Source organism: Pontibacterium granulatum (genome assembly GCF_029961155.1).
Lineage (GTDB): Bacteria > Pseudomonadota > Gammaproteobacteria > Pseudomonadales > Balneatricaceae > Pontibacterium > Pontibacterium granulatum.
In genome coordinates this window covers 195,768-220,957 of sequence record NZ_JASBRH010000004.1, presented here as the reverse complement: position 1 = coordinate 220,957, position 25,190 = coordinate 195,768, and the positions used below count along the sequence as shown (strand labels likewise).

Below are 25,190 nucleotides of genomic sequence, written 5' to 3'. Positions count from 1 at the left end.
CGTTTACGCCTCAGTTTTCGTTCGCACTATCCATAAACACCACTCTGCCTGGTGACTCCTGTTTCAATTGCCGGATGCGGCGCTCCACATCTTTCATCACACAGGCCTGTTTTTGATGCGGATGACAGGTGGCTACCACAAAGGTAGCGCTTAGCTGGATGTTTTCAGTGAAGCGGTGGCTGTGGATGGACGAGGCCAGTGCCTCGGCGGTTTTCTGGGCAATGTCGACGGGCGTGTGAGGGCAGAGGATCAGAAAACTGTCACCGCCCCAGCGTCCAAATTGGACGTTGTCTGGCAGGCGTTCTTCAACCAGACGGCTCATCTCTACCAGCACCAGATCACCGACAGCGTGGCCGTAGTCCACGTTCAGTTTGCTGAAGTCATCCAGGTCGAACAGGATGATGTTGAGGGGCTGGCCGTTGTTGCTACAGTGTTCGATATCCCGTTCCAGTTCCGCATCCATGTTCACCCGGTGATAGACCCCGGTGAGGTAATCGCGTTTGGCGAGCTGCTCCAGGCGCTGGTTACGGTCGTTCAGGCGGGCGTTGACCTTGGAAAGCTGGGCGTTGAACTGGCGGCTATTGTAGTTGCGGTAGGCCAGAAATACGGCAAACACCGACAGAATCCCGACCAGTACAAGCAGCAAGGTGTAGTCTCGGGCCTGCTCCACCTCAATGTTGTACCAGCGGGACAGAATCTCATCCCGCTGCTGTTCTGTGATTGCCAGTACCGCTTTCTGAAAGGCCGTGGTCAGCAGCAGGTCGTCGTTACGGATGCCGATGCCCAGCTCGATGGTGAAATCCGTATGGCCGCCAATTTTCAGTGAATTCATGCCATGCCGCTCAATTTGGTAGAGGGCAATAGGCAGGGTCGCCATGGCAGCCGTGACCTCTCCCTTCATGACCGCACGCAGTGACTCCAGCAGGGAGGGAGGATAGATCACATCCAGTTGGGGGAAGTTATTGCGTACGTATTCGGCAAAGATATAACCGTCGGGGATTGCCAGCTTTTCGCCTTCAAGGCTTTTCAGACCGTCGAGGTAAGTGGCTTTCAGATCGGTGATCAGCACCACCGGCATGGACACATAAGGCACCGTGAAGTTGAGAAACTGTGCACGCTCGGGGCTTTGGTTGATCATCGGCAACACATCACAGAGTCGCTCACGAGCGTTGTGCATTGATTCTGACCAATTCTCAGTGGGGACCAATTGGAGCTTTACGCCGAGCATTTTGGCGTACTCTTTCATAAAGTCCGCACTGACACCGGTGTGTTGGCCCTGTCTGTTGATCGCTTCGAATGGCATCCAGTTGGGATCTACACATACCTTTACCGGGCCTCGCTCACGGAGATACTGTGTCTCCTCCGCACTAAGCTCAAGCTCGGCTGAGCACACACATGAAGCGCCGCCTAACAATAAAAGTGCAGTCAATCGCAGGCACGTTTCCCTTAATCCCATAAACAATAAGTCCTTACAGATCTTCGGTGCTTAAAGCGTAGCAATAGAGTGGGGATCGGGCTAAATCGAATCTTGTATGTTGTTTAGAAAAGGGAGAGTCCTGACTACGAAGAGTGTTGGTACGGGTAAAAATTGATCTGAGTCAAAAGACTGTATCTAATCTTGGTATTTCGTATCATTAAAATAGCGTAAAAATGATGCTTGATACTTGAAATTGGTTCTCGTTTTTATTTAAAAGTGTTTTAAAAACAAATATATAATGTTTTTTGTGATGTGTTTGTGTGTTTTGTTAAAGTGATACGCAACGAGTATTTGTAATGTTGTGTTTTGTATCATAAGTGCTAAATTTGAGCGGACTTAAAAATAACAACACCCCAATCAGAGGTTATGCTCATGCACGATAAGATCGCTCACACCATGGAAATGCCACCAGAAACGCCTCAGCCAAACATCTACCCGTTGAGCTGGGAAACCAAGACCTCCAAGGCCGAAGAGATCTGGGATGCTTCTCTGCGTGAAGCCTGGAACCCGAAAGATCTGCCTTGGGATACTTTCAATGTAGAAAGCTACTCTTGGGAAGAGCGTGAAGCGATTGCTTACTGGTGGACCCTGCTGTCCGTATTCGATGCATCTGCACCACCGGTATTTGCCGAAGCATTTATCAAGACCTATGAAGACCACGAAGAAGACGCGATCCGTCGTTGCTTCTTCTCCGTTACCCGTGACGAACAGAACCACGAACAGATGTGTGGTCTGGCAATCACCAAGCTGCTGGAATCCAACAGCCCGCTGGAATACGAGCCAAAAACCGACCTGGGTAAGCGCCTGAAGCGCAACGCTGCGTGGTTGTACTACAACGGCGGTCGTTACTGGAACGGTTACAAACAGGCCGTACCTAAGTACAGCCTGGCGGTACTGTTCAGTTCCTTCCTGATGGGTGAGATCGCGGCGGCGACCATCTTCAAACAGATGTCCCTGAGCTGTGAAGAGCTGGTATTCCAGGAAGCGTTTAAAAACATCGGTCGCGACGAAGGCCGCCACATGGCGATCTGTCTGTCCCTGATGGAACGCGACTATCCGAAGCTGTCCGACGAAGAGAAGAAGATCATCACCAAGCAGATCCGCGCAGGTTACCTGTTCCTGTCTGCGGTACTGTTCGAGCCGCCAGCAGAGTTCTGGGATCTGCCGGAAGACTTCATCTCCACTCAGCGTGAAGCGGAAGAGATCGCTCGTGAAGCGGGCTTTGGTATCCCAAGCTTCGATGCGAAGAAAGACAACTGGCGTGAAGCGATGCTGAACCTGAAAGCGGTTCTGGATAAGTACGACACTCCATTCCCGGCGATCCCTGAAGTGGACATCACCGGTGAAGAAGTGACTCAGGCAGACCTGGACGCAGCAGACATCATCCCAATCTTCTGATCCCGTCCCTTTGCTAGTCACTGCGCAGCCGCTCGGGTTTCCCGGGTTGGCTGCTTTGTTTTATGTTTTAGGGCTGATTGATTAGGTTCAGAGCCCGGAGGTGAGTATGACTACGATCCGTTTATCCCCGTCCGGTAAAGAGGTGGAAGCCAAGTCCGGTGAAACCGTACTGGAAACCCTGGAAAACGCGGGTTACGCCCTGCCTAACAACTGCCGTGCCGGTGCCTGTGGTGAGTGTAAGGTTAAGGTTCTGGAAGGTGAGTTCGACCAGGGCCTGGTAATGGACATGGCTCTGTCCCAGGAAGAGCGTGCTGAAGGCTACGGCCTGATGTGTATGTGTAAGCCGTTGGGTGACTCCCTGGAGATCGACTGGGGTACCGACGATGCGATGCCAAAACTGTTCCCGCCAAAAGAGAACGTACGTTGCATGGTGGTAGACCGTATCGAACGCACACCACGTATCGCCGAGATCCGTCTGCGTCCTGTGGGTGAAGCGTTGCGCTTCTGGCCGGGTCAGTATGTCAGCCTGACCGATACCAATCGCACCATTACGCCACGTTCCTACTCCATCGCCAACGCGCCACGTCCGGATGGCGAGATCGTATTGCAGATCACCCGCGTACCTGAGGGCAAGACCAGTAACTGGGTGCACGACGAAGTACACGCCGGCACTATGGTGAACATCTCCGGTCCGTACGGCACCTTTATCGGTGACCCAAGTACCGATGCGCCGGTACTCTGTCTGGCTGCCGGTACCGGTCTTGCGCCGATCATGGGGCTGGCGGATGCGGCCCTGCGCCGCGGCTTCAACAAGCCGGTACACCTGATGTTCTCCGCCCAACGCGAAGAAGATATCTACTGTAAAGGTCAGCTGGAGCTGTGGAACGTGCGTCACCGCCGCTTCAAGTTCCTGCCGACCCTGACCCGTGAAGAGAAAGCGGGCATGTTGTTCGGCCGTATCCCGGGCATTCTGAAGGATCACTATCCGGATCTGTCCAAGTACGCGATCTACATCGCGGGCAGCCCGGAATTTGTGGATGACTGTATTGCGGCAGCCAAAGCGCTGGGTGCACAGGACGATATGATCCACACCGAAGGTTTCTTTGATCAGGCACTGCCTGAAACACCGGCGGAAGATCGACTGGTCTGATTAACACGAACCTTGCATAAAAAAACCGGCCCTTTGTGCCGGTTTTTTTGTGTCTGTCTGGAATATCGGACAGCGTGTAATTTGAGTGTATGGATATTTATCCAGAATCAGTGAACGATCATCCGTCCTTTTTCGGTGTGTTGCTTACAACTGTCTGTTTTATATAAGTATTTTTTTGATTGGCCTCTGTCTTGCTCTAGTGGTTGTTTCCAGCTCCTGCGCCTGATGCGCACAGGAGCGTGGATCACTCTGACCAATAACAAGAGCTAACGGAGACTCTCGGATGACCCAGCCAAAAAACGCCATTGTGACCGGTTCGACCAGCGGCATCGGTTTAGGTATTGCCACCGCACTTGCCAAAAGCGGCATGAATATCATGCTGAACGGTTTTGGTGATGCCGGGCAGATTGAACAGATTCGCCAGGATCTTGAAAACAGCTATGGCGTGCAAGTGCTCTATTCCGATGCCGATATGACCCTGTCAACAGAGATCGAAGCGATGGTGGCGCAGGCGGAGACCGCCTTTGGCCAGATCGATGTACTGGTTAACAACGCCGGCATCCAGTATGTGGCGCCGGTGGATGAGTTTCCGACTGAGAAGTGGGACGCGATCATGGCGATCAACCTCACCAGTGCATTCCATACCACCCGCCTGGTATTGCCGGGGATGAAAGCACGTGGTTGGGGGCGCATCATCAACCTGGCATCCGCCCACGGGCTGGTGGCCTCTCCGTACAAGTCGGCCTATGTGGCGGCCAAACATGGCCTGATCGGTTTCACCAAAACGGTTGCCTTGGAAGTGGCAGAACAGGGCGTGACGGTAAATGCGATCTGCCCGGGTTACGTGCTCACCCCGCTGGTGGAGAAACAGATCCCGGACACGGCCAAGGCCCGGGGTATCAGTGAAGAGGACGTGAAACGCGATGTGCTGCTGAAAGCGCAGCCCACCAAGAAGTTTGTCACCGTCGAACAGTTGGGTGACGCATCCCGGTTCCTGTGCAGTGACGCAGCTGCTTCCATGACCGGGACCTCGCTGACCATGGACGGCGGCTGGACGGCGCAGTAAACCGTTAGATCGATGGTCTCTGGGAGTGAAGCCGGGTCTGCACCTGATGCCAGTAATACGCTGCCCAGGTCATCAGTGCCGCCAGGCTCATAGCGATCAGGGTGGCGATGGCGGCGCCGTTGATGCTGTAACGGGGGATCAGCCAAAGGTTGCAGAGGGCGTCAATCGAAAGCGTGAGACAACCGATCACCACCACATAGGTACCGCGGTGACTGTACTGCAGCCAGGTGGAGGAAAACGCCGCCAGCGCCCACACGGCATAACCGGAGATCAGGTAGATCAGTGCCTGTTGCGCCTGCAGGAAATCTTCGCCAAAGAACGACAGTAACCACTGTCCGGCGACGATCAGGAATAGGGTAAGTGTGACAATCACCAGGGTGATCAGCTTCTGGCCGCGCCAAAACAGCGCGCGTGCGGTGTGTTCGCCTTGTTCCATTGCCGGAGCGATCAACGGCAGGAATAATCCCGCGACCGTCACCTGTGCCACCGGCAGCATATGGGCGGTGGTTGCAGCCGCTGCAAAGTGTCCCACATCATGTTCCAGCGCCAGAAGCTCCAGCATAAACAGATCAATCTGGTTCAACCCCAGGGTGATAAGCATCGCCAGCATCATCGGAATCGACAGTTGGAGCCAGCGCTGGCCGCCGCGTGCTTCAGGTGCACGCTGTATCTCTACCAGATCCAGCTGGCGCAGCTTGTACCATTGCCACCCTATAATCACACAAGCTGCGGTTGCCCCGGAGGCGATCACTTGCCACAGCTCCACCTTGGCATACAGTCCCCAGATCAGACCGATAAACGCGATTTTCAGCAGGGGGAGGGCGATACGCCAGGGTAGGTTGGACAGCGCCAGCAGTCGGGCCGATTGCAGGATCCGGCTGAGCAAGGCACCAACGGCAATCAGCGGCAGTACAAAGGACATCATCAACAGCGGATGGTGATCTGCCAGATCGGTACTGCCCAGATGCAGGTAGCCGCCGATGGCCGTACAGATAATCACCGCCAATGACAGGCCCGCGACGATCAGCAGGTAAAACCGCAGAAACTCCCACACGCAGCGGTTGTCCCCACGGGACAATGGGACCGACAGGATACGTGGCGCCACCCGATCGCCACCAAGCAGGATCAGCACGCTGGCCAGCGCAGCGAAGGCGTAGGCGACTTTATAATCACCGTACTCGTGACTAGAAAGCGTGTTGCTGAGGGTGAGGTTAAACAGGTAATCCGCCAGAAACCCCACAAATACCCCCAGAAACAGGATCAGGCTGCCTTTCTTGAAATAGTTGGGTGAAAGTTGTGGTCGTTGGTCCCCGTCGGTCATGGTACCTGTCCGTTACTGAATTCGATCAGGCGACCTTAGTGATCAGCAGGCGCTTTGGCAATTGGTAATAGGATTATTAGCCTTTTTGAGATCCGCTTAACTGCTGAATTTCAGCCCCACGATCGAACCGATCAGCAGCACGCTAAACAGCAGTTTAGTAAGCGTCATCGACTCGCCGTACAAGAGTGCGCCAATCAGCAAGGCGCCCACAGCACCAATCCCCACCCAAACAGGGTAGGCGATGGTCACCGGGATGCTGTCAGCGGCTTTGGTCAGCAACCAAAAACTTAAACCGGCACAACCGAGGAAGCCGACGGTGGCGAAGGGGTTGCTAAAGCCCTGGGTTTGCTTCAGCAGGGAGACAAAGCCCATCTCGGCGAGACCGGCCAATAACAGATAGATCCAGCCCATGGGGGCTCCTTACAGACTGTGGATAAAAAACCGGGGAGCGGTGCTTCCCCGGTGGTTGAGGTTAACGGCTGGTCGGGTCCAGCCTGTCACGCACCCAGTCACCCAGCAGGGCAAAGGCCAGAGTGGTGAAGAAAATAACCAGTGCTGGCAAGGAGGCCAGCCACCAGGCGGTGAGCAGGTAGTCGCGGCCAAAGCCCACCATGTTACCCAAACTGGTCATCGGTGGCTGAATCCCCAGCCCCAGGAAACTCAATGAGGTTTCCAGCATAATGGTCTGCGGGAAGTTCAGCGTCATGTTAACGATCAACGCGTTGGCGATGTTGGGTAAGATATGGCGCCCGTAGATGCGCCAGGGCGAGGCACCCAAAGTACGTACCGCCACCGCATAGCCGTGTTGGATCGAGGAAAGTGCCAGACCGCGAGTGATACGGGCGTAACGTTCCCAGCCGTAAATCCCCATCAACAGGATAAACAGCAGTAGGCTGTTGCTGAAGAACGCTACCACCGCCAGGGCCAGGATCATAAACGGGATCGCTGCCTGGTAGTCGATGGCGATCATCACTAGGTCATCCACCCAGCCACGGAAGTGGGCGGCGATAAGGCCAATCAGGGTGCCCATCACCGCGCCGATCAGGGTGCCGACCAGCGCTACCAGCAGGCTTACCTGGATGGAGGTCACCAGACGGCTGAGTACGTCGCGCCCCAGGTGGTCGGTGCCGAAGATATGACTCCAGCTACCGCCTTCCAGCCACACCGGCGGTTGCAGACGAGCGTGCAGGTCGATTGCCTGGTATTCGTAGGGCTGCCACAGGTCGCCGGTGACAGCGATCAGCAGCATCAGTGCCAGCCAAGCGATGGAGAACCAGATTAGCAGCGGCAGTTTCAGCTGCCATTTTGCGCGGCGTGGCGCCGCGATCTCAGTGTGTGTTGTCATCTCAGTTTCCCGTTCTCAGGCTGCCGACCCTCGGATCAAGCCAGCCGTAGAGCAGATCTACAATCAGGTTGGTGAGCACCATGGAGCAGGCAATCAGCATCACGATGATCTGTACTACCGCCAGGTCGCGGTTGGCCACGGAGGTGACCAGCAAGCGGCCGAGGCCAGGCCAGGCAAAGACACTTTCGGTGACCACGCCACCGGCAATCAGGGTGCCAACAAAAAAGCCCACGACGGTAACCAGCGGAATTGCGGCGTTGGGCAGGGCATGGCGGCGAACCGCCTGATGCCAGCGCAGGCCTTTGGCCCGGGCTGTGCGCATATAAGGTTGATGCAACACCTCTAGCATTGCAGAGCGGGTAAAGCGGGCAAACACCGCCGCTTCCGCTACCGTCATGGTCAGCACCGGCATCACCAAGTGCTGCCAAGTGCCGCTGCCTCCGGTAGGCAGCAGTTGCCAGGTCACGGAGAACAGCAGGATCAGGAAGATGCCCAGCACAAAGTTGGGCAGGCTGAAGCCCGCTACGGATACCAGCATAGTCATGCGGTCTATCCAGCTGTTGTGATGCAGAGCCGCATAGACCCCGGCCGGGATACCGATCAGCACGGTAAAGAGGCCGGTTACCCCCATCAGCAGCAATGTTTGCGGCAGGCGTTCCAGCACTGCCTCCATGGCGTCACGTTCCTCAAAATAGGAGTAACCAAAGTCGCCCTGAAGGCAGTTGCTGAGGAACTGCAGATATTGCACAAAGATAGGCTGGTCCAGCCCCCAACGGGTACGGAATGCGTCCAGTGCCTGTGGATCGGCATCTAATCCTAATACGTAGATAGCCGGGTCGCCGGAAAGGCGCAGTACGATAAAAACCGTGCTGACAATCAACAGTACGGTCAGCAGTGCCCGGGTGATCTTCTGTAAGGCATACAGCGGCGTCATCAGGCAACCTCCGTCACAGGAATTTTGGCTTCAAAGCAGGCCACGGCGTGGTTGTCACCGCTCTGAACCAGGGTTGGTACTTCGTTGCGGCACCGCTCGGTGGCCAGGGCGCAACGTGGATTAAAGCGACAACCTGCCGGTGGGGCGGCCGGACTGGGGGGCTCACCCATGAGGGGGATCCGCTCACTACGTTGCCCTGGATCGGCCTTAGGAATCGCCGAGATCAGCGCTTGGGTGTAGGGGTGGCGTGGCTCGTTAAACAACTGCTTGGCCGGGCCCATCTCCACAATCTGGCCGAGATACATCACCGCAACCCGCTCACACAGGTGCCGCACGACCGACAGGTCATGGCTGATAAACAGCAGGGTGAGTCCCATGGCGCGGCGCAGCTCCTGCAGCAGGTTGATGATCTGGGCCTGTATCGACACGTCCAGCGCCGATATCGGTTCATCGCAGATGAGCAACTCCGGCTCCAGAATCAAGGCACGGGCCAGCACTACCCGCTGGCGCTGACCGCCACTCAACTCGTGGGGGTACTTGCGCAGCTGGTGATCCTGCAGGCCCACGCTGTGCAGCAGCTGAGTTGCCAGTTGCCTTTGTTGGTTCCGGTCGTGGAGCTGGTGGATGGTCAGCGGTTCTATCACCTGATCAAGCACTGTCATACGGGGATCAAGTGCGCCCAGCGGGTCCTGAAAGACGTACTGCAACCTGCGGCGCAGCGGCTTCCAAGCCTGGTGGCTTAGGCCGACCAGTTCCTGCCCGCGATAAAGCACGGAGCCGCCGCTGGCATGGGCCATGTTAAGAATCAACTTGGCGGTGGTGGATTTACCACAGCCACTTTCGCCAACCAGGCCAAAGGCTTCTCCGGCGTTTACTTCAAAGCTGACACCGTTCACCGCATGGATCAGGTGGTGCGGACCAAAAAATCCTTTGCGCTTGCTACTTTTGAAGGCGCAACGCAGGTCGCTGACCTGCAGCAGCGGTGCCTGCGCGGTCGGGGAATTACTCTTCGGAATCATGATGCGTGTGCCTGTCGGGATTCTGCGTTGACGGGAAAGGGAGAAAAGCAGGCGAACAGATGCTCGCTGTCACTGCATTGCATCATCGGGCTGCCGCTGTAACAGCAGGCGGCCGCATGCGGGCAGCGCGGCGCAAAGGCACAGCCTTCGCTCAACTGGTCGGGATGTGGTACCACACCCGGAATCGGTTCCAGGTTGGTGTCGCTGCTGTCGATGCGGGGCAGTGAAGCCAGCAGTCCGTGGGTATAGGGATGACGCGGGTTGCTGAATACCTTGCTCACCGGGCCGTGTTCCACGATCTCGCCGCAGTACATCACCACCACCCGATCACAGGTTTCGGCGACAACGCCCAGATCGTGGGTGACCAGAATGATCGACATGCCGCGTTTGCTGCGCAGCTCCTGCAGCAGTTCGATGATTTGGGCTTGTACGGTTACATCCAGTGCGGTGGTTGGTTCGTCCGCGATCAGCAGGCTAGGGTTGCCCGCCAGCATCATGGCGATCACCACGCGCTGGTTGAGTCCACCTGACAGTTGGTGCGGGTAGGCTTTCAGGCGCTGTTCCGGCGCCGGTACACCCACATCGCGCAGCAGGTCCAGGGCACGGGTTTGCAGCTTACGACGGCTCATACGCTCGGGGTGGTTAATGCAGATTGCTTCATACAGCTGCTTGCCGATGGTTTGCACAGGATTCAGGGTGCTCATCGGATCCTGAAAGATCATCGCCAGCTCGCTGCCGCGCAGTACACTCATGGCTTTGTCGTTCTGGGTTGCGAGGCGCTTACCCTGCCAGCGGATCTCTCCTTGCAGGCGGGCGTTGTCATCCAGCAGGCCCATGGCTGCCATGCAGGTGACGCTCTTGCCACTGCCGCTTTCGCCCACCAGGCCAACGATCTCGCCGCGACCGATTTGCAGGTCAACGCCGCGCACCACCGGTACCGGGCCCAGTTCGGTGGCAAAACCCACCTGAAGGTTGCGCATTTCTAACAGAGGTTGCATTTAATCTCCTGATTTTTAGAGCAATAGAGGCGGGTTACCCCGCCTCCCGGTGGCATCAGCCCTTGATGCGAAGGTTGCGGTGGCTAAGGTCCATAAATCCGGTATCACCCGGTGTCCAGTCCAAGGTTGTGCTGACGCCGTAGAACATCGGCAGGGTGTGCAGGAAGGTGCCCGGTGGATCCTGGCGTTCGTAAATCTCCAGCATGGCACGCATCGCTTCGATACGTTTAGCCTTGTCGGTCCCCTTGAGCTGTTCCCCCCAGGTGTTGAACTCGGCACTCTGGTAGGTGTTGTTGCGCTGGAACCAGCCTTCCGGACCATACAGACGGTAGATCTGACCCAGTGGATCAGGATAGGAGGCGCTGTTGGACCAGTTGAAGATACCGCGGCCTTTTGCATCGTCTTCGATCTGGCCCCAGTTCTCTTTCAGTTCGAGCTTCACGTTGATCCCCACCTGACGCCACATCTCCGCCAGAATCTGCGCGGTGCTGACTTCGCCGGTGTAATAATCCTGCAGGTAGCGGTAGGAGATCTCTTCACCGTTGTAACCCGCTTCCTTCAGCAGTTGGCGTGCCTTCGTCGGGTCGTATTTGATACTTTCGTGGTCAGCGATATAGAGATCACCAAACACCTTCATCTGCAGGCCGTTGGGTACGCTGGCGTGGCCGCCGTAGAGGGCGTCTACGATCAACTGGCGGTCGATTGCGTAGCTCAGTGCCTGGCGCATCTTCGGATTCTTCAGCTGCGGGTGGTTCTCATCAAAGATGATCACGCGGATGTTGCGGATCGGGCCGCCGGCGACGTCGGTGTTCTTATCGTTCTGCAGCAGCTCGAACTGATCCGGCGTCAGCTCGGTTGCGATCTGGTATTCGCCGGTTTTGAGACCTGCAATACGTGCTGCGATCTCCGGGATCACCTTGAACGTCACGCTCTTGGCCGGTGCAACGCCGCCCCAGTAATCATCAAAAGCGGTCAGTTGAATGTGGTCACCGTGTTTCACCTTGGTTACCCGATACGGGCCGGTGCCCACAGGCTGTTTTACCCAGTTCTCCCAGCTGCCCGCGGCCTGGAAGGCATCCTGGCAAACCATTTCGCTCATCCAGTTGGCAAAGCGCAGCTCCATCAGCGGATCATCCTGCTTGAAGTGCACTTGTACGTGGTGGCTGTCGATGATCTCAACGCTGTCCAGACCGCCCAGATACTGGCGGCCGATGCCCCATCCAGGTGCCTGCTCGCCCTGGAAGCGCTGTGCACCCAAGCTAAAGGCCACATCGTTTGCATCGAAGGTTTCACCGTTGTGGCAGGTCACGCCCTGACGCAGGCTGAATTCCAGGGTTTTACCGTCGATCCGTTTCCAGCTTTCCGCCAGACCCGGTTTCAGGGTGCCGTTGTCCTGACTGTCAGTGTAGATCAGTGTTTCCAGCACGTTTTTCATCACGCGCTTGTTCACGTTGCTGTTCTCTGCCATCGGATCCAGACGGGATGGATTCTTGGTTACCGCAACGGTCAGGTCCGGGCGGTTATCGGCCAGTACAGCAGTGCTGAACAGTACGCCGCCAAGCAGGGAGCAAAGGCTGCGGGAGGTGCGATTCATCTTAAGATACCTCAAATTTTTGGTTGGAATCAGTCACGAAATAAACACTGTATTTTTCAAAACCAGTGCGATAAATTGGTTTAAACCAGATTGCCTTTTTATGGTTTAAACCAATATTGTTACGCTTTCATGAAAAATTGAGGAATTCATCAATATGGCGAGCGAGTCCAACATGACTTCGGCCAACATCGCGCGACAGGCTCTTCAACAAGCATTGCAGGAAAAACGCTGGCTTGCCGGGGAGAAACTGCCCGCAGAACGGGAGTTGTGTAAAACCCTTGGGGTGAAGCGCATGTCCCTGCGTCAGGCACTGCTGACCCTGGAACACGAGGGCGCGATTTTCCGCATCGACCGCAAGGGGTGGTTTGTGGCCCAACAGCGTTTTGTGTATGACCCGATGGGGTATGTCAGCTTCCAGCGAGCGGCGCAGGAGCAAGGTGAAGCCAGCTGGTGTGACCTGGAGCAGGAGGTGGTCGAAGCCGATGCCGATCAGGCGCAGGCGTTTGTGATCAATACCGGTGATCCGTTGCTGCGGGTTTACGGCTGGGGGGCATTCAACGGACACCGTATCTTCGTACACGATGTGCAGATCAACTGTGCGGTGGCGCCGGACTATCCCGAGCGGCTGGAGGGGCGCTCCTTCACCGAAGTCTGGGAGCAGGAATTTGATATCAAACCGGTGGTGTCGGATCTGATGGTGCGTCCAGTGCGTCTGGAAGGCCAGCCTCAGCAGATATTGGGGTGTACCAACGGGGCACCCGGCTTGTATATCAAACGCACCAAAACTGATGGCCAAGGACGGGTGATCCAGATTGATCGCGAGTTCTGGCGTTTTGAGGCGCTGGAGCTGCACTTCTCGCCGGGGCAGGTCAAATGAACAGCGACCACGCCTTGCGTGAACTCAATCCGGACGAAGCGCTGCGGCTGATCAAGCGGGTGGACCGGGCGGCGCTTTACGCCCACGCATACAGCTTCCACTTCAACTTCCGTTACAACCGCATGGGGGCGGAGGAGCTTCTGCAGTTTGCCAAGGTATACCAACTGCAGGGGATCAAGATCCACCTGGATGACGGCGAAGCGCTGAGCCTGCGTCATGCCAGCGATGAGCGATTGTTGCGCTTGCGAGACAAAGCCCACGAACTGGGGCTGGATATCCATCTGGAGGTCAGCTCAACCGACCTGCCGGAGCTGAGTGAGGCGGTGCGGATCGGGCATACGCTGGCGGCCACGTCGATCCGATGCTACCCCCGTTATGCCGGTCGGGTGTCCGAGATTATCTGGTGGACTGTCCGCGACCTGCGGCATCTGGCCGATCTCGACCCGGAAGGGCAGTTCCGCTTCACTCTCGAACAGCACGAAGATCTGCGTGGCCCGGAGCTGGTGCAGATCCTTGATGCCGTCGACAATCCCAACCTCAAGCTGTTGTTTGATTTCACCAACATGCTTAACGCCTACGAGCAGCCGCTGGCGGCCTTGCAGGCAATGGCGCACTACATCAGCGATGTGCATATCAAGGATGCGGTGATCATCAACGAAAATGGCGGTTGGGGACAGCGTGGCACGCGAAGCGGTGAGGGGGAGATCCCGCAATCACGCTTGCTACAGGAACTGCTGTTGCTGGGTGAAAACGAAGCCCTGGTGGTCGCCTATGGTCTGGAAGAGGAGGTGGATTATTACGCCCCCGCGTTGCGCTTTCCGGGCGACGAGGACGATCCGTTTATCCCCCATCGTGAGGCCAGCGAAACCCCTCTGCCGAAGGGTGTCGACCCCGACAGTGTGCTCAGCAAAGAACGCCGTGATGCCCACGATCAGGTCAAAACTATCCACAGCCTGCTGGATGAGATCCGCCAGCATGCCAAACTTTATCTGTGAACTGAATCCATGAACACGACCCCACTACCGATGCTGCCCGCACAGGCGCTGCCGCTGGCCGAATTGATGGCCGATGAGGCTCGCAGCATCATCAAGCGTTACTTCCGTACCCGACCTGCGGTGGATGCCAAGGCCGACCATAGCCCGGTAACTATCGCCGACCGTGAGGTGGAAGCTCTGATGCGTAAACATATCGAACAGACTTTTCCCGAGCACGGTATTCGTGGTGAGGAGTTTGGCGAGCGTAATCCCGAAGCAGACTGGTGCTGGCACCTGGACCCTATCGACGGTACCAAATCCTTCCTCTCCGGTTCGCTCTGCTTTGGTACCCAGATCGCCCTGAGCTACCGGGGGACGCCCCTGCTGGGAGTGATCGATCAACCGATCACCGCCGAGCGTTGGCTAGCGGGTAGTCCGGAGCCGGCCCGTTTGGGAGATCAGGCGATTCAAACCTCATCCTGCAGCGACTTGACCCAGGCGGTACTGTATACCTCCGATCCGGCCTGCTTTGATCCGGAACAGGTGCCACGCTTTACCAAACTGCGGGAGGCGGTCGCGCTCACACGTTACTCCCACGACTGTTATGCCGCCGGATTGCTGGCGATGGGGCAGATCGACCTGCTGGTAGAAGCCAATATCTTCCCATACGACATCGCTGCGCAGATTCCGGTGATCGAAGGCGCGGGTGGCATTGTCACCGACTGGCAAGGCAACCCGCCGTCACTGGAAGGACAGGGGCATATTGTGGCGGCCGCTAATGTTGACCTGCACGCGAAGGCGCTGGCCCTGCTGCAGGCCAAGCTGTAAGCCGTAAACAGAATCGGTCGTGCCAATAGAGGCGGCCGTGGAGCAAGCATGACCAAGAACATTCTCTGGATAACGGCCGATCAATGGCGCGGCGACAGCCTGGGCTGCGCTGGTAATTCGGTGATCAAAACGCCGCATATTGATGCCTTGGCTGCGGATGGTGTGAGGTTTGCGCGCCATTATTCGCCGTCTTCCCCTTGTGGTCCGTCACGGGCAACCATGCTGACCGGAATGTACCCGCACAATCACCGAATGGTGACCAACGGCACGCCGCTGGACGGGAGTCTGACCAATATCGCTCTGGAGATGCGCAAGCAGGGCTATGATCCGCAGCTGTTTGGTTATACCGATGTTACACCCGACCCCCGACATCTGGCGGCGGCAGACCCTGAACTGCGCAGCTTTGAAGGTGTATTACCCGGGTTCAGTGCGGCGGAGCGCTTTGTTGAGGACAGCAAGCGCTGGCTTGCCTGGTTGCGTCGCCAAGGATATGAGGTCAGCCGCTCCGGCTACGATGTGATCTACCGCGCGGTTGGCGGGGAGGGGGCTGCCGTCAGTCGTCCAGCCCTCTATAGCGCGGAGCACAGTGACACCGCCTGGATGACCGACCGGGTGATTGATCAACTGCGCTTCACCGAGAACGAGCCGTTTTTCTACCATGTGAGTTACCTGCGCCCGCATCCCCCCTTTGTGGCGCCGGAACCTTACAACCGGCTTTATGATCCGGCACGGATGCCGTTGCCCACGCGGGCCGACAACTGGGAGGAAGAGGGCGAGCAGCATCCCTATCACGACTATATCGTGCAGCAGTTGCCGTACGGCCGTTTTGTGATTGGGGAGGGTGAGCAACCGGTCAGCTCTCTGGCACCGGAGGAGGTCCAGCGTATCCGTGCAGTGTATTACGGCCTGATCAGTGAGATCGATGCCCATGTCGGTCGTCTGATTCAATGCCTCAAAGCGGAGGGGCTGTACGATGACACCCTGATCATCCTGAGCTCTGATCACGGTGAACTGCTCGGCGACCATCATATGTTCAGCAAGGAAAACTACTTCGAATCCTGTTACCACATCCCGTTGATTATCAAACCTGCGGGATCGGAAGGGAGTGGGTGGTCGCCAGGTGCGGCGGTGGACGCCTTTACCGAAAGCATCGACCTGATGCCAACGATCCTCGACCTCTGTGGATATCCTGTACCGGCCCAATGCGACGGTCGTTCGTTGCGTCCGTTACTGCAAGGGCAGGTGCCCGCAAACTGGCGTGATGCGGTCTACGCCTTGTTAGATTTTCGGGATGTTGAGTCCCAATGTGCCGAACGTTATTTTGGCCTCCATCATCAGCAGTGCAATTTTCTGTCTGTACGTGATGAATACTTCAAATATGTGCACTTTGCAGGCCTGCCTAACGCCTTATATGACCTGAGCAAGGACCCGAATGAACTGAATAACGTAGCGGCTGATCCTGCGTATCAGGATGTGCTGTTGCGTTACAGCCAGAAGCTGCTTTCCTGGCGCGTAAGCCATGACAAAGGCCGGCTAGACCATATGAAAGCGACGGCGAACGGCATTGCAGAGGGTAAAAGGCGATTTGACTGAGGCGCTTTTGGGGCCGTTGCTAACGACGGCCCTGATTGTATCTTTTACATCACCGGCAGCTTGGTCGTGTACTTGATCTCTTCCATGGCAAAGCTGGAGGTCACGTTTGAGAGGCCGTCGATGTCGTTAATCAGTTTCTTATAGAACACGTCGAAGGTTTCGATATCCTTTACCACCACCCGCAAAAGGTAGTCCCACTCGCCGGACATGCGGTAGCACTCCACCACCTCGTCAAAACAGATCACCCGTGCGGCAAAGGTTTTCAGCCAGGCGGAGTCGTGGTGCTGGGTTTTGATATGCACAAACACCGAAATGCCCCGCTGGATCTTGGTGCCGTCCAGCAATGCCACCCGGGCCTTGATAATGCCTTCGTCTTCCAGGCGCTTGATCCGTTTCCAGCAGGCAGTGCTGGCAGCCGGATTGAAGGCATTGGACGTTCGCAGGTGGAGGCATCCTTCCAGCCGGATGTGATCGATACAATGATGAAGGTGGCTGATGCCGCCAGTATAGCCACGATTCTCTGGTTGGAGCAGAAAACCGGCCGTAAGGCGGGGGCGTCCACTGGCACCAACCTATGGGGTGTATTGCAGGTCGCCAGAGGGATGCAGTCGAGGGGCGAAAGCGGATCAATTGTTACCCTGATGTGTGACAGTGGCGAGCGCTATCTGGATACCTACTTCAATCCGGCTTGGGTTGAGAAACAGATTGGGGATGTTCAGCCCTATATTGACCAGTTGGATGCGCTGTTCTGAGCCCTGTTTTGGGGCTGCGAGGTAGGGTGCTGCCCCAATTAATTGCCTGTATTTCAGCTGGATAGACGCTTCATGACAATTTGTGAGGTTACATCTGGCGCCATTACGAACAGAGTGGTCGCAGGCAGGCGCAGTTAATCCTGAATTTTGTTACTATATACGCGCTGGGCGAAACGGTGTTTTAGATCTTTAAATCTGGCGTCGTGATGATGTTCGGCAGGCCGCATCTCACCGAGTTGGGGGAGCGGCAACTACAGCATTCTGAATACGGCTTTCTTTGCCGTCTTCAGGCCTGCATGAGATGGCTAACTATCGGTGTATCTATGGCGAATGCAGCTAATATCGATTTTTATCTATCTCGTCTGCGTGCATAATTCGCATTTAGGATTTAATAACGTGGCCCCGCCCCTTTCTGCCAGGCGCGGCCAGCTGCTAAGCAATAGGTATATATTCGATGGGCACAGCACAAGTCAGCATCATTATGGGTTCTCGCTCCGATTGGGAAACCATGAAAAACGCAACCAAACCACTGAGCGAGCTGGGTGTAGAATTCGACACCCAGGTTGTATCCGCTCACCGTACGCCAGAGCGTCTGTTTGAGTTCGCGACTGAAGCGCACACCCGTGGTGTGGAAGTGATCATCGCCGGTGCGGGCGGTGCTGCTCACCTGGCGGGTATGGCGGCGTCTATGACTCACCTGCCTGTGATCGCTGTGCCTGTAGCAAGCAAAAACCTCAAAGGTATGGACAGCCTGCTGTCTATGGTGCAGATGCCAAAAGGCGTTGCGGTTGCCTGTCAGGCGATCGGCGAAGCCGGTGCCTACAACGCAGGTCTGATGGCCGCACAGATGCTGGCGCTGAAAGACGAAGCGCTGAGCCAGCGCCTGCAGGAATGGCGTAAGAACCAGACCGACAATGTGCCTGTGGAGGTCGAATAATGAACGTAGCTGTCGTTGGGTGCGGGCAACTTGCTCGAATGCTTGCACTTGCCGGTTGGCCTATGGGATATCGCTTCTCGTTCCTGGCGATGCCGGGCGAGAACCGCGGCTGCGTAGAAGGATTGGGAACCATTGTTGAATTCCAGCCTGAGCAGAGCATGGAAGAGATTTACGAAGCAATGGGCAAACCTGACGTGGTGACCGTGGAACGCGAGCACCTGGACGTAGAACTGCTGAAAGCATTTCAGCCATTCTGCGCCGTGTGCCCAAGTCCAGACGCTGTGAAAATTTGCCAGCACCGTGGTCGCGAAAAGCGTTTCCTCAACGGTCTTGGCATTCCGACAGCACCGTTCAAGCTGGCTGCGAACGATGACGAACTGCGCCAGGGTGTCGCAGAAATGGGCTTCCCGGTGCTGGTGAAGACCTGTGAAGAGGGGTACGACGGCTACGGCCAGTGGATGCTCCGCACAGAAGAAGACTTTGCAGAGCTGATGGCACTGGATAGCCGCCCTGAGCTGGTGATTGAAGGGCTGGTGAAGTTCGAGCGTGAAGTGTCTCTGGTGGCTGCACGCAACACCGAAGGCGAAGTGGCGTTTTATCCACTGACCGAAAACTACCACAGCAATGGCATTCTACTGACCTCCATCGTCCCGGCTGAACTGCCTTCACCGGAGCTGGCGGAGCAGGCCGAAGAGATTGGCCGTAAAGTGCTGGAAGCAATGGACTACGTGGGCGTGTTGGCGATTGAGCTGTTTGTTACCGATGACGGTTTGGTGGTGAATGAGCTTGCGCCACGCGTGCACAACAGCGGACACTGGACCCAAGCACTGAACGTAAGCTCTCAGTTTGAAAACCACCTGCGTGCAATCACCTCGCTGGGCCTGGGGAACACCCAGCCAAGCCAGTGTGTGGGCATGGTTAACCTGTTGGGGTGCCGCCCAACTAAAGAGCAGCAAAGCCTGAGCAACGTTCAGGTTCACCAGTACAACAAGTCCCTCCGCCCTGGTCGAAAAGTGGGTCATCTAAACCTTTGGAGTGATGATCGCGCCCAACTTCTGGACCAACTCAATAGTATTAAGCAGGATTTGTACGGTCCTGATTCCGTGTGATATAAGTTACGGCCATTGCGTTGCAGCATGTGAAAACAGTCATGCTTGCGACGCAGGCTGTACACATTTTCGTGTTGCAGGGGTGTTTCACAAGAACACCTCTGGCCCCGTTTTGACGTGCAAGGACAATGTCTTGTAAAGGCTTTACCGAAGCTTTTCAGGCTGGGGTACGTGTTACAGATGGCGAAAGCCCGTTGATTTGATGACGAGTAAGGATGAGGCTCGGGTTTCTGTTTAGTGTGTTTAACGCGCTTGTTGGCGAACTTTTTGCAGGTATTCTTCTCTGATGAAGTGCCCGCACGTGTCGCTGTAGAGGCATTAAATCATTTACCACAGTTACTTATAGTTCAGACAATGCGTAACAGATGTTTTGTCGTTATGAGTATGTAATCCCCATTGAGAATTCTGATAGAGTGGCGCGTCTAAGACTTTAGTCGGCGGTAATCAGTTAGCCAAATTGGTCCCCATAGTGGTTGCGGATTTTGCTGGTTGGTTCGTCCGAACGATGTTTTTAGTCGTGCGAATCAGAGATTGTGATTGGAGCATAAGATGAGACCGAAACGCAGAGTTAAGGGCAAAGAGTATATAGCGCCGTGGGAAAAGGCGTTTAGCAGCGTTCTTTCACCGCTTGAAGAGTTCATACACCGTCAGACTACCAGTGGTGTGTTGCTGATGATGTGTGCAGTAGCGGCGCTGGTGATTGCCAACACTGGTTTCTACGAACAATACCATCACTTCTTCCAACTGTATTTCACAATTGGCGTAGAAGGCTTCCAGCTTTCTAAAACACTGCATCACTGGATTAATGATGGCCTGATGGCGATCTTCTTCCTGGTTGTAGGCCTGGAACTTAAGCGCGAGCTGCTCGTTGGCGAGTTGTCCGACGTCAAGCAAGCGCTGTTACCGATCATTGCCGCTGTAGGCGGGATGCTTGTTCCTGCATTGATTTATATGGGTATCAACGCGGGCAGCCCTACGGTTGTGGGTTGGGGTATCCCAATGGCCACCGATATCGCGTTCGCCCTGGGGGCGCTGGCTCTGCTGGGAAGTCGCGTGCCTGCCAGCCTGCTGCTGTTCCTTGTGGCGCTGGCTATCGTGGATGACCTGGGTGCCGTTGTTGTCATTGCGCTGTTCTATACCGAAAGCCTGAACATGGGCGCCATGGCTATTGCAGCATTGTGTGTGGCGATCCTGGTTAGCTTTAACATGGGAGGGATTCGCCGCCAGTCTCCTTACCTGTTTATCGGCGCCATCCTATGGATTGCGATGCTAAAGAGTGGGGTGCACGCAACGCTTGCGGGGGTGATGCTGGCATTTACCATGCCGATGAAGCCGAAGTATGATCCAAAACGTTTCATCTGCCAGATGAAGATGACCCTTGAGCAAATCAAGGAGGCGTATAAGCGCAACGAAAACATCATGGTGAACGATGAGCTGCGCTCCCGTGTGCATCACCTGGGGGAAGGTGTAAACCTGGCTCAGGCGCCTGCACAGCAGCTGGAGCATGCGCTGCACCTACCATCCGCTTACATCGTAATCCCGATTTTTGCGCTGGCTAATGCCGGTGTGCCGATTGAGTTTGGAAGTTTTGGTGACGTACTGACCAATTCGGTTGCCTTGGGTGTTATTTTTGGCCTGGTGGCCGGTAAGCTGATTGGTATTGCTGGGTTGAGCTGGATCGCAGTGAAGATGGGTATATGTAAACTGCCTGCGGACCTGAATTTTAACCACATCGTTGGTGTGGCGTTCATGGGCGGTATTGGTTTTACCATGTCGATCTTCATTGCTGAGCTTGGCTTTGCAGGCTCACCACATGATCTGCTCATGGCGAAAACAGGTATCCTGTTCGCGTCCTTGGTGTCTGGCTTGATCGGCTTTACCTGGTTGTACATGATGACCAAAAAGCAGGTGAAAACACCTGAAGTTGAGGCGGAGGACGCTAAGCCGACAGAGGACGCGCCTAAGCCTGCCCGTACCTAAGGGATGAGGCGTATGGTGGCTCTTAAATGAGTGCCTGGGCCTGGAATGCGAAAGCCCTGCTCTATGAGCGGGGCTTTTTTGTGGTGTCCACTGTCCCGTCCTGAATAACGTTGACAGGCTATCTATCAGCAGGTCCTGCGTCGGCTGGCGAGGCTCCTGGCGTTGGTGCTTGTGAAGCAATAATCCTGGATTTGCGGCGGAGCATGCCTCGCCAGGGTGCTCGCAAGCTGTACCATATGCTGAAGCAGTGCTGACCGATCTCATGTGGGTGGCAATGTTTCGGCTTCCGTCCCGGTGTCTTTATGTTGCAGGGGATAAAGGTGTACATCGCGCTGCGGATAAGGAATCTCTATGCCATGTTCATGAAATTGATCCCAGATATTGAGCATGATATCGCTGATGACACTGGCGCGACCATTATGGGGGTCGCCAATCCAGAAGCGTAATTCCAGATTCACCGCACTATCGCCGAAATCACGCACCAGACAGACGGGTGGTGGATCACTCAGCACGCGTGGTGTGTCGTTTGCCGCATCGAGGCAAAGCTGCATCGCCTTGCGTACGTCGGACTTGTAATGCACGCCGATGAGCTTGCGTAACCGTATCAGACTATCGCTGTGTGACCAGTTCTCAACCCGCTGGGTAATCACCTCTTCGTTGGGTATCAGGTGCTCGATACCGTCACGGGTCAATACCGAGACATAGCGTGCGCCCAGTGAGTTGACGGCACCATAGGTCGTGCCGACGGTGATTACATCACCGGGTTTGATCGATTTGTCCAGCAAGAGGATGATACCGCTGACCAGGTTGGCAAATATCTTCTGCAGTCCGAAACCCAGTCCCACGCCGATAGCCCCGCCTACCACCGTAAAAGCGGTTAGATCGATTCCCACACTGCTGAGGCCGGCCAGTACCGCGACAGTCACTAAAGCAATCTTCAGCAACTTGGCAAACAGCACCTGTACCGACGGCGTGATACTGGTAATGCGCCTGATCCGTTGCTCGAATACTGCGGATGCCGCTGTGGCCATCCAGAGCAGCAGGCTCAGTGCGATGATCGCCTTGATGACCGAAAGCAGCGAGAAGTGCGTTTCGCCCAGCGTGATCGCGGCACTGTCGAGTAGCGCAGTGGTTGGTTCCAGTAGGTCCAGAATATTCAGCGCCGCGATGGTCCAGGCACAAACAGCCAGCAAGCTGGCCAGCGCCTGGTTTTGAATCTGTAATGACAGCGCTTTGATTAAGGTCCAGGCGCTCAGCAGGCTGACGGAGATCACCAGGAGGTTGTTTGACCAGTTGGCGCTGCTGACGATCAATACTGCCAGCCACAGCAGTATCAACCAGCTAAGTGGAAATGCGACCGACTCAACTGCGGCAAACAGTCCCTGGAATGCGGGTGCACGTTTTGTTCTTTGGACTTCTGCCGCCTTCCTGATGCGGGGGGTAAGTACCAGCGACAATCCCCCTAGCAGGGCGATCAGCACGAGTTGCGCCAGAATGTCAGCTACCAGCACACGGCTCTCTATCCAGTGTTCAGCCCATTCCAGCCAGTGGGCCAGATCGATACTGTCGAGCAAGCTTGTCATGCTCAGTGCTCCTCCATCCTTGCCGGGCCTGCTGGTGGTTCGTAGAACCCTCTTTGACCGGTTTTGCCACCAAACAGCCCTGTACTGCGTGCGTAAAAATGGCATGAGCCAATGTTTACCAATAGGTGCAGTCTAGACGGAAGTTGCAGAAAAAGTGTTCTCAAGGTCGTATGTGACCTGTTTCCGAGGGCGCCAGAGTAGCTTGGTTTAGTGAACCGGATAGTTGTTTACTACACTTAGGGTCCTGGCAAACCCAAATTCATGGGGCTATGTATGAAGCGCGCTGGGCGATCTTATGGGCCATACTCAAACTCAAGCTTAAGAGGCCAAGGAAAAGTGGCCTCCACGTATACGTAGTACGTGATTCCAGTCTTTTAGCACTGTTAGGATTGGCAGCAATATCTCGTTGTATTGACGTGGTTGTTGCGGGCTTTTATCTCAGATCGAAGTGTCTGTTTGAAAGTCCAAAAATGACCGCTCTCGCAGAATACGGATGTGGTTATGAGCGTTGAAAATGTAATGACCCAGTTCGATCAGTTGGCACGTGTTTTACTCAGTTGGCTCAACAGCCCAGGTTTTTATTCTCAGCTCGCGTTGGTTGTTCTGGCTATTGTGGTGGCGTATGGCCTTGGGTCTGTTATCCGGAAACGCAGTGCTATTTTCAGCGCAGAGCCGGCACCTGGGCCTCTAGTTGGACTGCGTGGCTGGCTCTTTTCAGCCAGACCGTTGCTGTTTCCATTATTGCTTATCGTTGTTCTGGCGCTAACAGTAGACGCCAGTGAGCACCTTTTTGCAGAAAGCCAACTGGTCAAAGTCAGCCAGAGCGCCGCAGTTGTCTTTCTGCTCTACTCCGTTATTACCCACTTTGTGCATAACAAGTTGTTCAAAACCCTGATCGTCTGGATACTGATTCCCGCCTCGGTTTTGCATATTTTCAACTGGCTTGACGTTGTAACCACGTATCTTGACGAAATCGCTATAACGGCGGGGAACATAAAAATTTCTGCGTATGGCATTCTTCGGATGCTAGTTTTCGGTTCGCTGCTCTTTTGGCTGGGGCGGCTATTCCGGACTGCGGGCAATCGGATAATCCGCAAGCAAGAAGAACTCGATATAGGCACCCGTGAACTGTTTGCCAAGTTGTTTGAAGTTGTCCTGGCAATCGTTATTTTTGTCCTGTTGCTACAGCTGATGGGGATCAACCTTACTGCATTGGCCGTGTTTGGTGGGGCCTTAGGTGTCGGGCTTGGCTTTGGTTTGCAGTCCATTGCATCTAACTTCATATCGGGAATTATTTTGCTCCTGGACCGCTCCCTTACGGTCGGTGACTACATTGAGCTTGAAGACGGCAAAACGGGAACTATTCGAGAGCTGAATATGCGCTCTACCACGCTAGAGACCTATGACGGTAAAGACATCATGGTCCCCAATGAGCGTTTTATGAGCAGTACCTTTGTAAACTGGACCCATAAAAACAAGAAACAGAGATATTCTATCGAATTTCAGGTTGCCTACAGCACCGATCTGGAAATGCTATTCCCGTTGCTGCGAGAAGTCGTAGCAGAACATCCCAAAGTACTAAGCGGTGACGATATCCCCATCGAAGAGCGTCCGGATGCTGAGATTAAGCAGTTTGGGGAATCTGGCATAGATCTGCTGATTGAGTTCTGGATGGAGGGGATCGATGACGGAGAGAATCGGGTTGGCGGTGATCTGCTGCTGATGATCTGGTATGCCTTGAAAGAGCACAATGTGGAAATTCCTTTCCCGCAACGAGAAGTTACCATCGTAGGCGAAAAATCATAGACCAGATTGCAGGGTAGGAATTAGCCGTCGACGCTAGCCGTAACCGGGGGCTAGATTCAGGCACAAAAAAAGCGGCTACCTATATCAGGACAAGACACTCTTCAAAAGCTTGAAGAGGTGGTACCAGCGGCCGGACTCGAACCGGCACACCCGTTAAGGCGGGGGATTTTGAATCACTTGAAGCGTCATGGATGATAGTGACTTATCGTGGATAGTGTTGGCTTTCTAAAGCTTCAGAATCGCATATTGTTGGGTTTTATACGAGATCAATAGATATCAATGCGTACAGAATCTGCACATCAGCCCTCATTTGCTTAGTAGCACAAAACAGCAACTGTCTACGATAGGCTGGACGATTCAGTCTAGCAACGGGTGATAGGCTTTGTCCTAAGTGTAGGTGCGATTGGACGGAATATAGGGGACTCAACAACATAAGCGGGCTTAGGAAA

The 25,190-nt window shown here is 55.2% G+C and carries 22 protein-coding genes; 12 read left to right on the top strand and 10 right to left on the bottom strand.

Annotated elements, in window-relative coordinates; all coding sequences use genetic code 11:
- Positions 1 to 10: 10 nt before the first annotated feature.
- A complete protein-coding gene (locus QKW35_RS05760; RefSeq protein WP_282351386.1) occupies positions 11 to 1,456 on the bottom strand; it encodes a diguanylate cyclase in 1,446 nt (481 codons plus the stop codon).
- A 393-nt stretch (positions 1,457 to 1,849) separates the two neighbouring features.
- Between QKW35_RS05760 and QKW35_RS05755 the strand changes: the two genes are divergently transcribed.
- The 3 genes from QKW35_RS05755 to QKW35_RS05745 all read left to right on the top strand — a co-directional run bounded on the left by QKW35_RS05755 (position 1,850) and on the right by QKW35_RS05745 (position 5,091).
- A complete protein-coding gene (locus tag QKW35_RS05755) occupies positions 1,850 to 2,875 on the top strand; it encodes a hypothetical protein (protein ID WP_282351385.1) in 1,026 nt (341 codons plus the stop codon).
- 106 nt (positions 2,876 to 2,981) lie between these two features.
- On the top strand, positions 2,982 to 4,025 hold the full coding sequence (locus QKW35_RS05750; protein WP_282351384.1) for a 2Fe-2S iron-sulfur cluster-binding protein: 1,044 nt from the start codon (positions 2,982 to 2,984) through the stop codon (positions 4,023 to 4,025).
- 283 nt (positions 4,026 to 4,308) lie between these two features.
- On the top strand, positions 4,309 to 5,091 hold the full coding sequence (locus tag QKW35_RS05745; protein WP_282351383.1) for a 3-hydroxybutyrate dehydrogenase: 783 nt from the start codon (positions 4,309 to 4,311) through the stop codon (positions 5,089 to 5,091).
- 4 nt (positions 5,092 to 5,095) lie between these two features.
- Here the strand turns inward: QKW35_RS05745 and QKW35_RS05740 are convergent, their stop codons facing one another.
- From QKW35_RS05740 to QKW35_RS05710, 7 genes are all read right to left on the bottom strand, one after another.
- A complete protein-coding gene (locus tag QKW35_RS05740) occupies positions 5,096 to 6,412 on the bottom strand; it encodes an oligosaccharide flippase family protein (protein WP_282351382.1) in 1,317 nt (438 codons plus the stop codon).
- A gap of 96 nt (positions 6,413 to 6,508) precedes the next feature.
- A complete protein-coding gene (locus QKW35_RS05735) occupies positions 6,509 to 6,823 on the bottom strand; it encodes a DMT family transporter (RefSeq protein ID WP_282351380.1) in 315 nt (104 codons plus the stop codon).
- 61 nt (positions 6,824 to 6,884) lie between these two features.
- Positions 6,885 to 7,757, bottom strand: a complete 873-nt coding sequence (locus QKW35_RS05730) for an ABC transporter permease (RefSeq protein WP_282351378.1) — start codon at positions 7,755 to 7,757, stop codon at positions 6,885 to 6,887.
- Position 7,758: 1 nt separating this feature from the next.
- Entirely contained in the window at positions 7,759 to 8,691 is a 933-nt protein-coding gene (locus QKW35_RS05725; protein ID WP_282351377.1) for an ABC transporter permease, read from the bottom strand.
- On the bottom strand, positions 8,691 to 9,710 hold the full coding sequence (locus QKW35_RS05720; RefSeq protein WP_282351376.1) for an ABC transporter ATP-binding protein: 1,020 nt from the start codon (positions 9,708 to 9,710) through the stop codon (positions 8,691 to 8,693). Before QKW35_RS05720 ends, QKW35_RS05725 begins: the two co-directional genes overlap by 1 nt.
- Positions 9,707 to 10,708: an ABC transporter ATP-binding protein gene (locus QKW35_RS05715; protein ID WP_282351375.1), complete on the bottom strand. Its 1,002-nt coding sequence runs from the start codon at positions 10,706 to 10,708 to the stop codon at positions 9,707 to 9,709. Before QKW35_RS05715 ends, QKW35_RS05720 begins: the two co-directional genes overlap by 4 nt.
- A 55-nt stretch (positions 10,709 to 10,763) precedes the next feature.
- Positions 10,764 to 12,302: an ABC transporter substrate-binding protein gene (locus QKW35_RS05710; protein WP_282351374.1), complete on the bottom strand. Its 1,539-nt coding sequence runs from the start codon at positions 12,300 to 12,302 to the stop codon at positions 10,764 to 10,766.
- 154 nt (positions 12,303 to 12,456) lie between these two features.
- Here QKW35_RS05710 and QKW35_RS05705 point away from each other — a divergent pair, with 154 nt between their 5' ends.
- From QKW35_RS05705 to QKW35_RS05690, 4 genes are read left to right on the top strand one after another with little or no spacing between them, the layout of a single operon-like run.
- Entirely contained in the window at positions 12,457 to 13,179 is a 723-nt protein-coding gene (locus QKW35_RS05705) for a GntR family transcriptional regulator (RefSeq protein WP_282351373.1), read from the top strand.
- The gene (locus tag QKW35_RS05700; RefSeq protein ID WP_282351372.1) at positions 13,176 to 14,174 is read left to right on the top strand and encodes a sugar phosphate isomerase/epimerase family protein; all 999 of its coding nucleotides are present in this window, start codon (positions 13,176 to 13,178) and stop codon (positions 14,172 to 14,174) included. Before QKW35_RS05705 ends, QKW35_RS05700 begins: the two co-directional genes overlap by 4 nt.
- A 9-nt stretch (positions 14,175 to 14,183) precedes the next feature.
- Positions 14,184 to 14,981, top strand: a complete 798-nt coding sequence (locus tag QKW35_RS05695) for an inositol monophosphatase family protein (RefSeq protein WP_282351370.1) — start codon at positions 14,184 to 14,186, stop codon at positions 14,979 to 14,981.
- A 48-nt stretch (positions 14,982 to 15,029) separates the two neighbouring features.
- Positions 15,030 to 16,574 (top strand): alkaline phosphatase family protein, encoded by a 1,545-nt coding sequence (locus tag QKW35_RS05690; RefSeq protein WP_282351369.1) that lies wholly within the window; start codon positions 15,030 to 15,032, stop codon positions 16,572 to 16,574.
- A gap of 44 nt (positions 16,575 to 16,618) precedes the next feature.
- Here QKW35_RS05690 and QKW35_RS21295 read toward each other — a convergent pair whose 3' ends face one another.
- On the bottom strand, positions 16,619 to 16,876 hold the full coding sequence (locus QKW35_RS21295) for an Lrp/AsnC ligand binding domain-containing protein (protein ID WP_345774482.1): 258 nt from the start codon (positions 16,874 to 16,876) through the stop codon (positions 16,619 to 16,621).
- Here QKW35_RS21295 and QKW35_RS21290 point away from each other — a divergent pair.
- From QKW35_RS21290 to nhaA, 4 genes are all read left to right on the top strand, one after another.
- Complete coding sequence (locus QKW35_RS21290; protein WP_345774481.1) at positions 16,871 to 17,326, top strand: hypothetical protein; 456 nt, start codon at positions 16,871 to 16,873, stop codon at positions 17,324 to 17,326. The genes QKW35_RS21295 and QKW35_RS21290 overlap by 6 nt on opposite strands.
- Before the next feature lie 454 nt (positions 17,327 to 17,780).
- Entirely contained in the window at positions 17,781 to 18,263 is a 483-nt protein-coding gene (gene purE / locus QKW35_RS05680) for a 5-(carboxyamino)imidazole ribonucleotide mutase (protein WP_282351368.1), read from the top strand.
- Positions 18,263 to 19,372, top strand: coding sequence for a 5-(carboxyamino)imidazole ribonucleotide synthase (locus QKW35_RS05675; RefSeq protein ID WP_282351367.1), 1,110 nt, complete (start codon positions 18,263 to 18,265; stop codon positions 19,370 to 19,372). The genes purE and QKW35_RS05675 overlap by 1 nt, the downstream gene beginning before the upstream one ends.
- Before the next feature lie 549 nt (positions 19,373 to 19,921).
- Positions 19,922 to 21,352 (top strand): Na+/H+ antiporter NhaA, encoded by a 1,431-nt coding sequence (nhaA, locus tag QKW35_RS05670; protein ID WP_282351366.1) that lies wholly within the window; start codon positions 19,922 to 19,924, stop codon positions 21,350 to 21,352.
- A 260-nt stretch (positions 21,353 to 21,612) separates the two neighbouring features.
- On the opposite strand, the gene QKW35_RS05665 is transcribed toward nhaA, so the two are convergent.
- Positions 21,613 to 22,935: a mechanosensitive ion channel family protein gene (locus QKW35_RS05665; RefSeq protein WP_282351365.1), complete on the bottom strand. Its 1,323-nt coding sequence runs from the start codon at positions 22,933 to 22,935 to the stop codon at positions 21,613 to 21,615.
- Positions 22,936 to 23,436: 501 nt separating this feature from the next.
- Here QKW35_RS05665 and QKW35_RS05660 point away from each other — a divergent pair.
- Entirely contained in the window at positions 23,437 to 24,741 is a 1,305-nt protein-coding gene (locus tag QKW35_RS05660; RefSeq protein ID WP_282351364.1) for a mechanosensitive ion channel family protein, read from the top strand.
- The last annotated feature ends 449 nt before the right edge of the window (positions 24,742 to 25,190 follow it).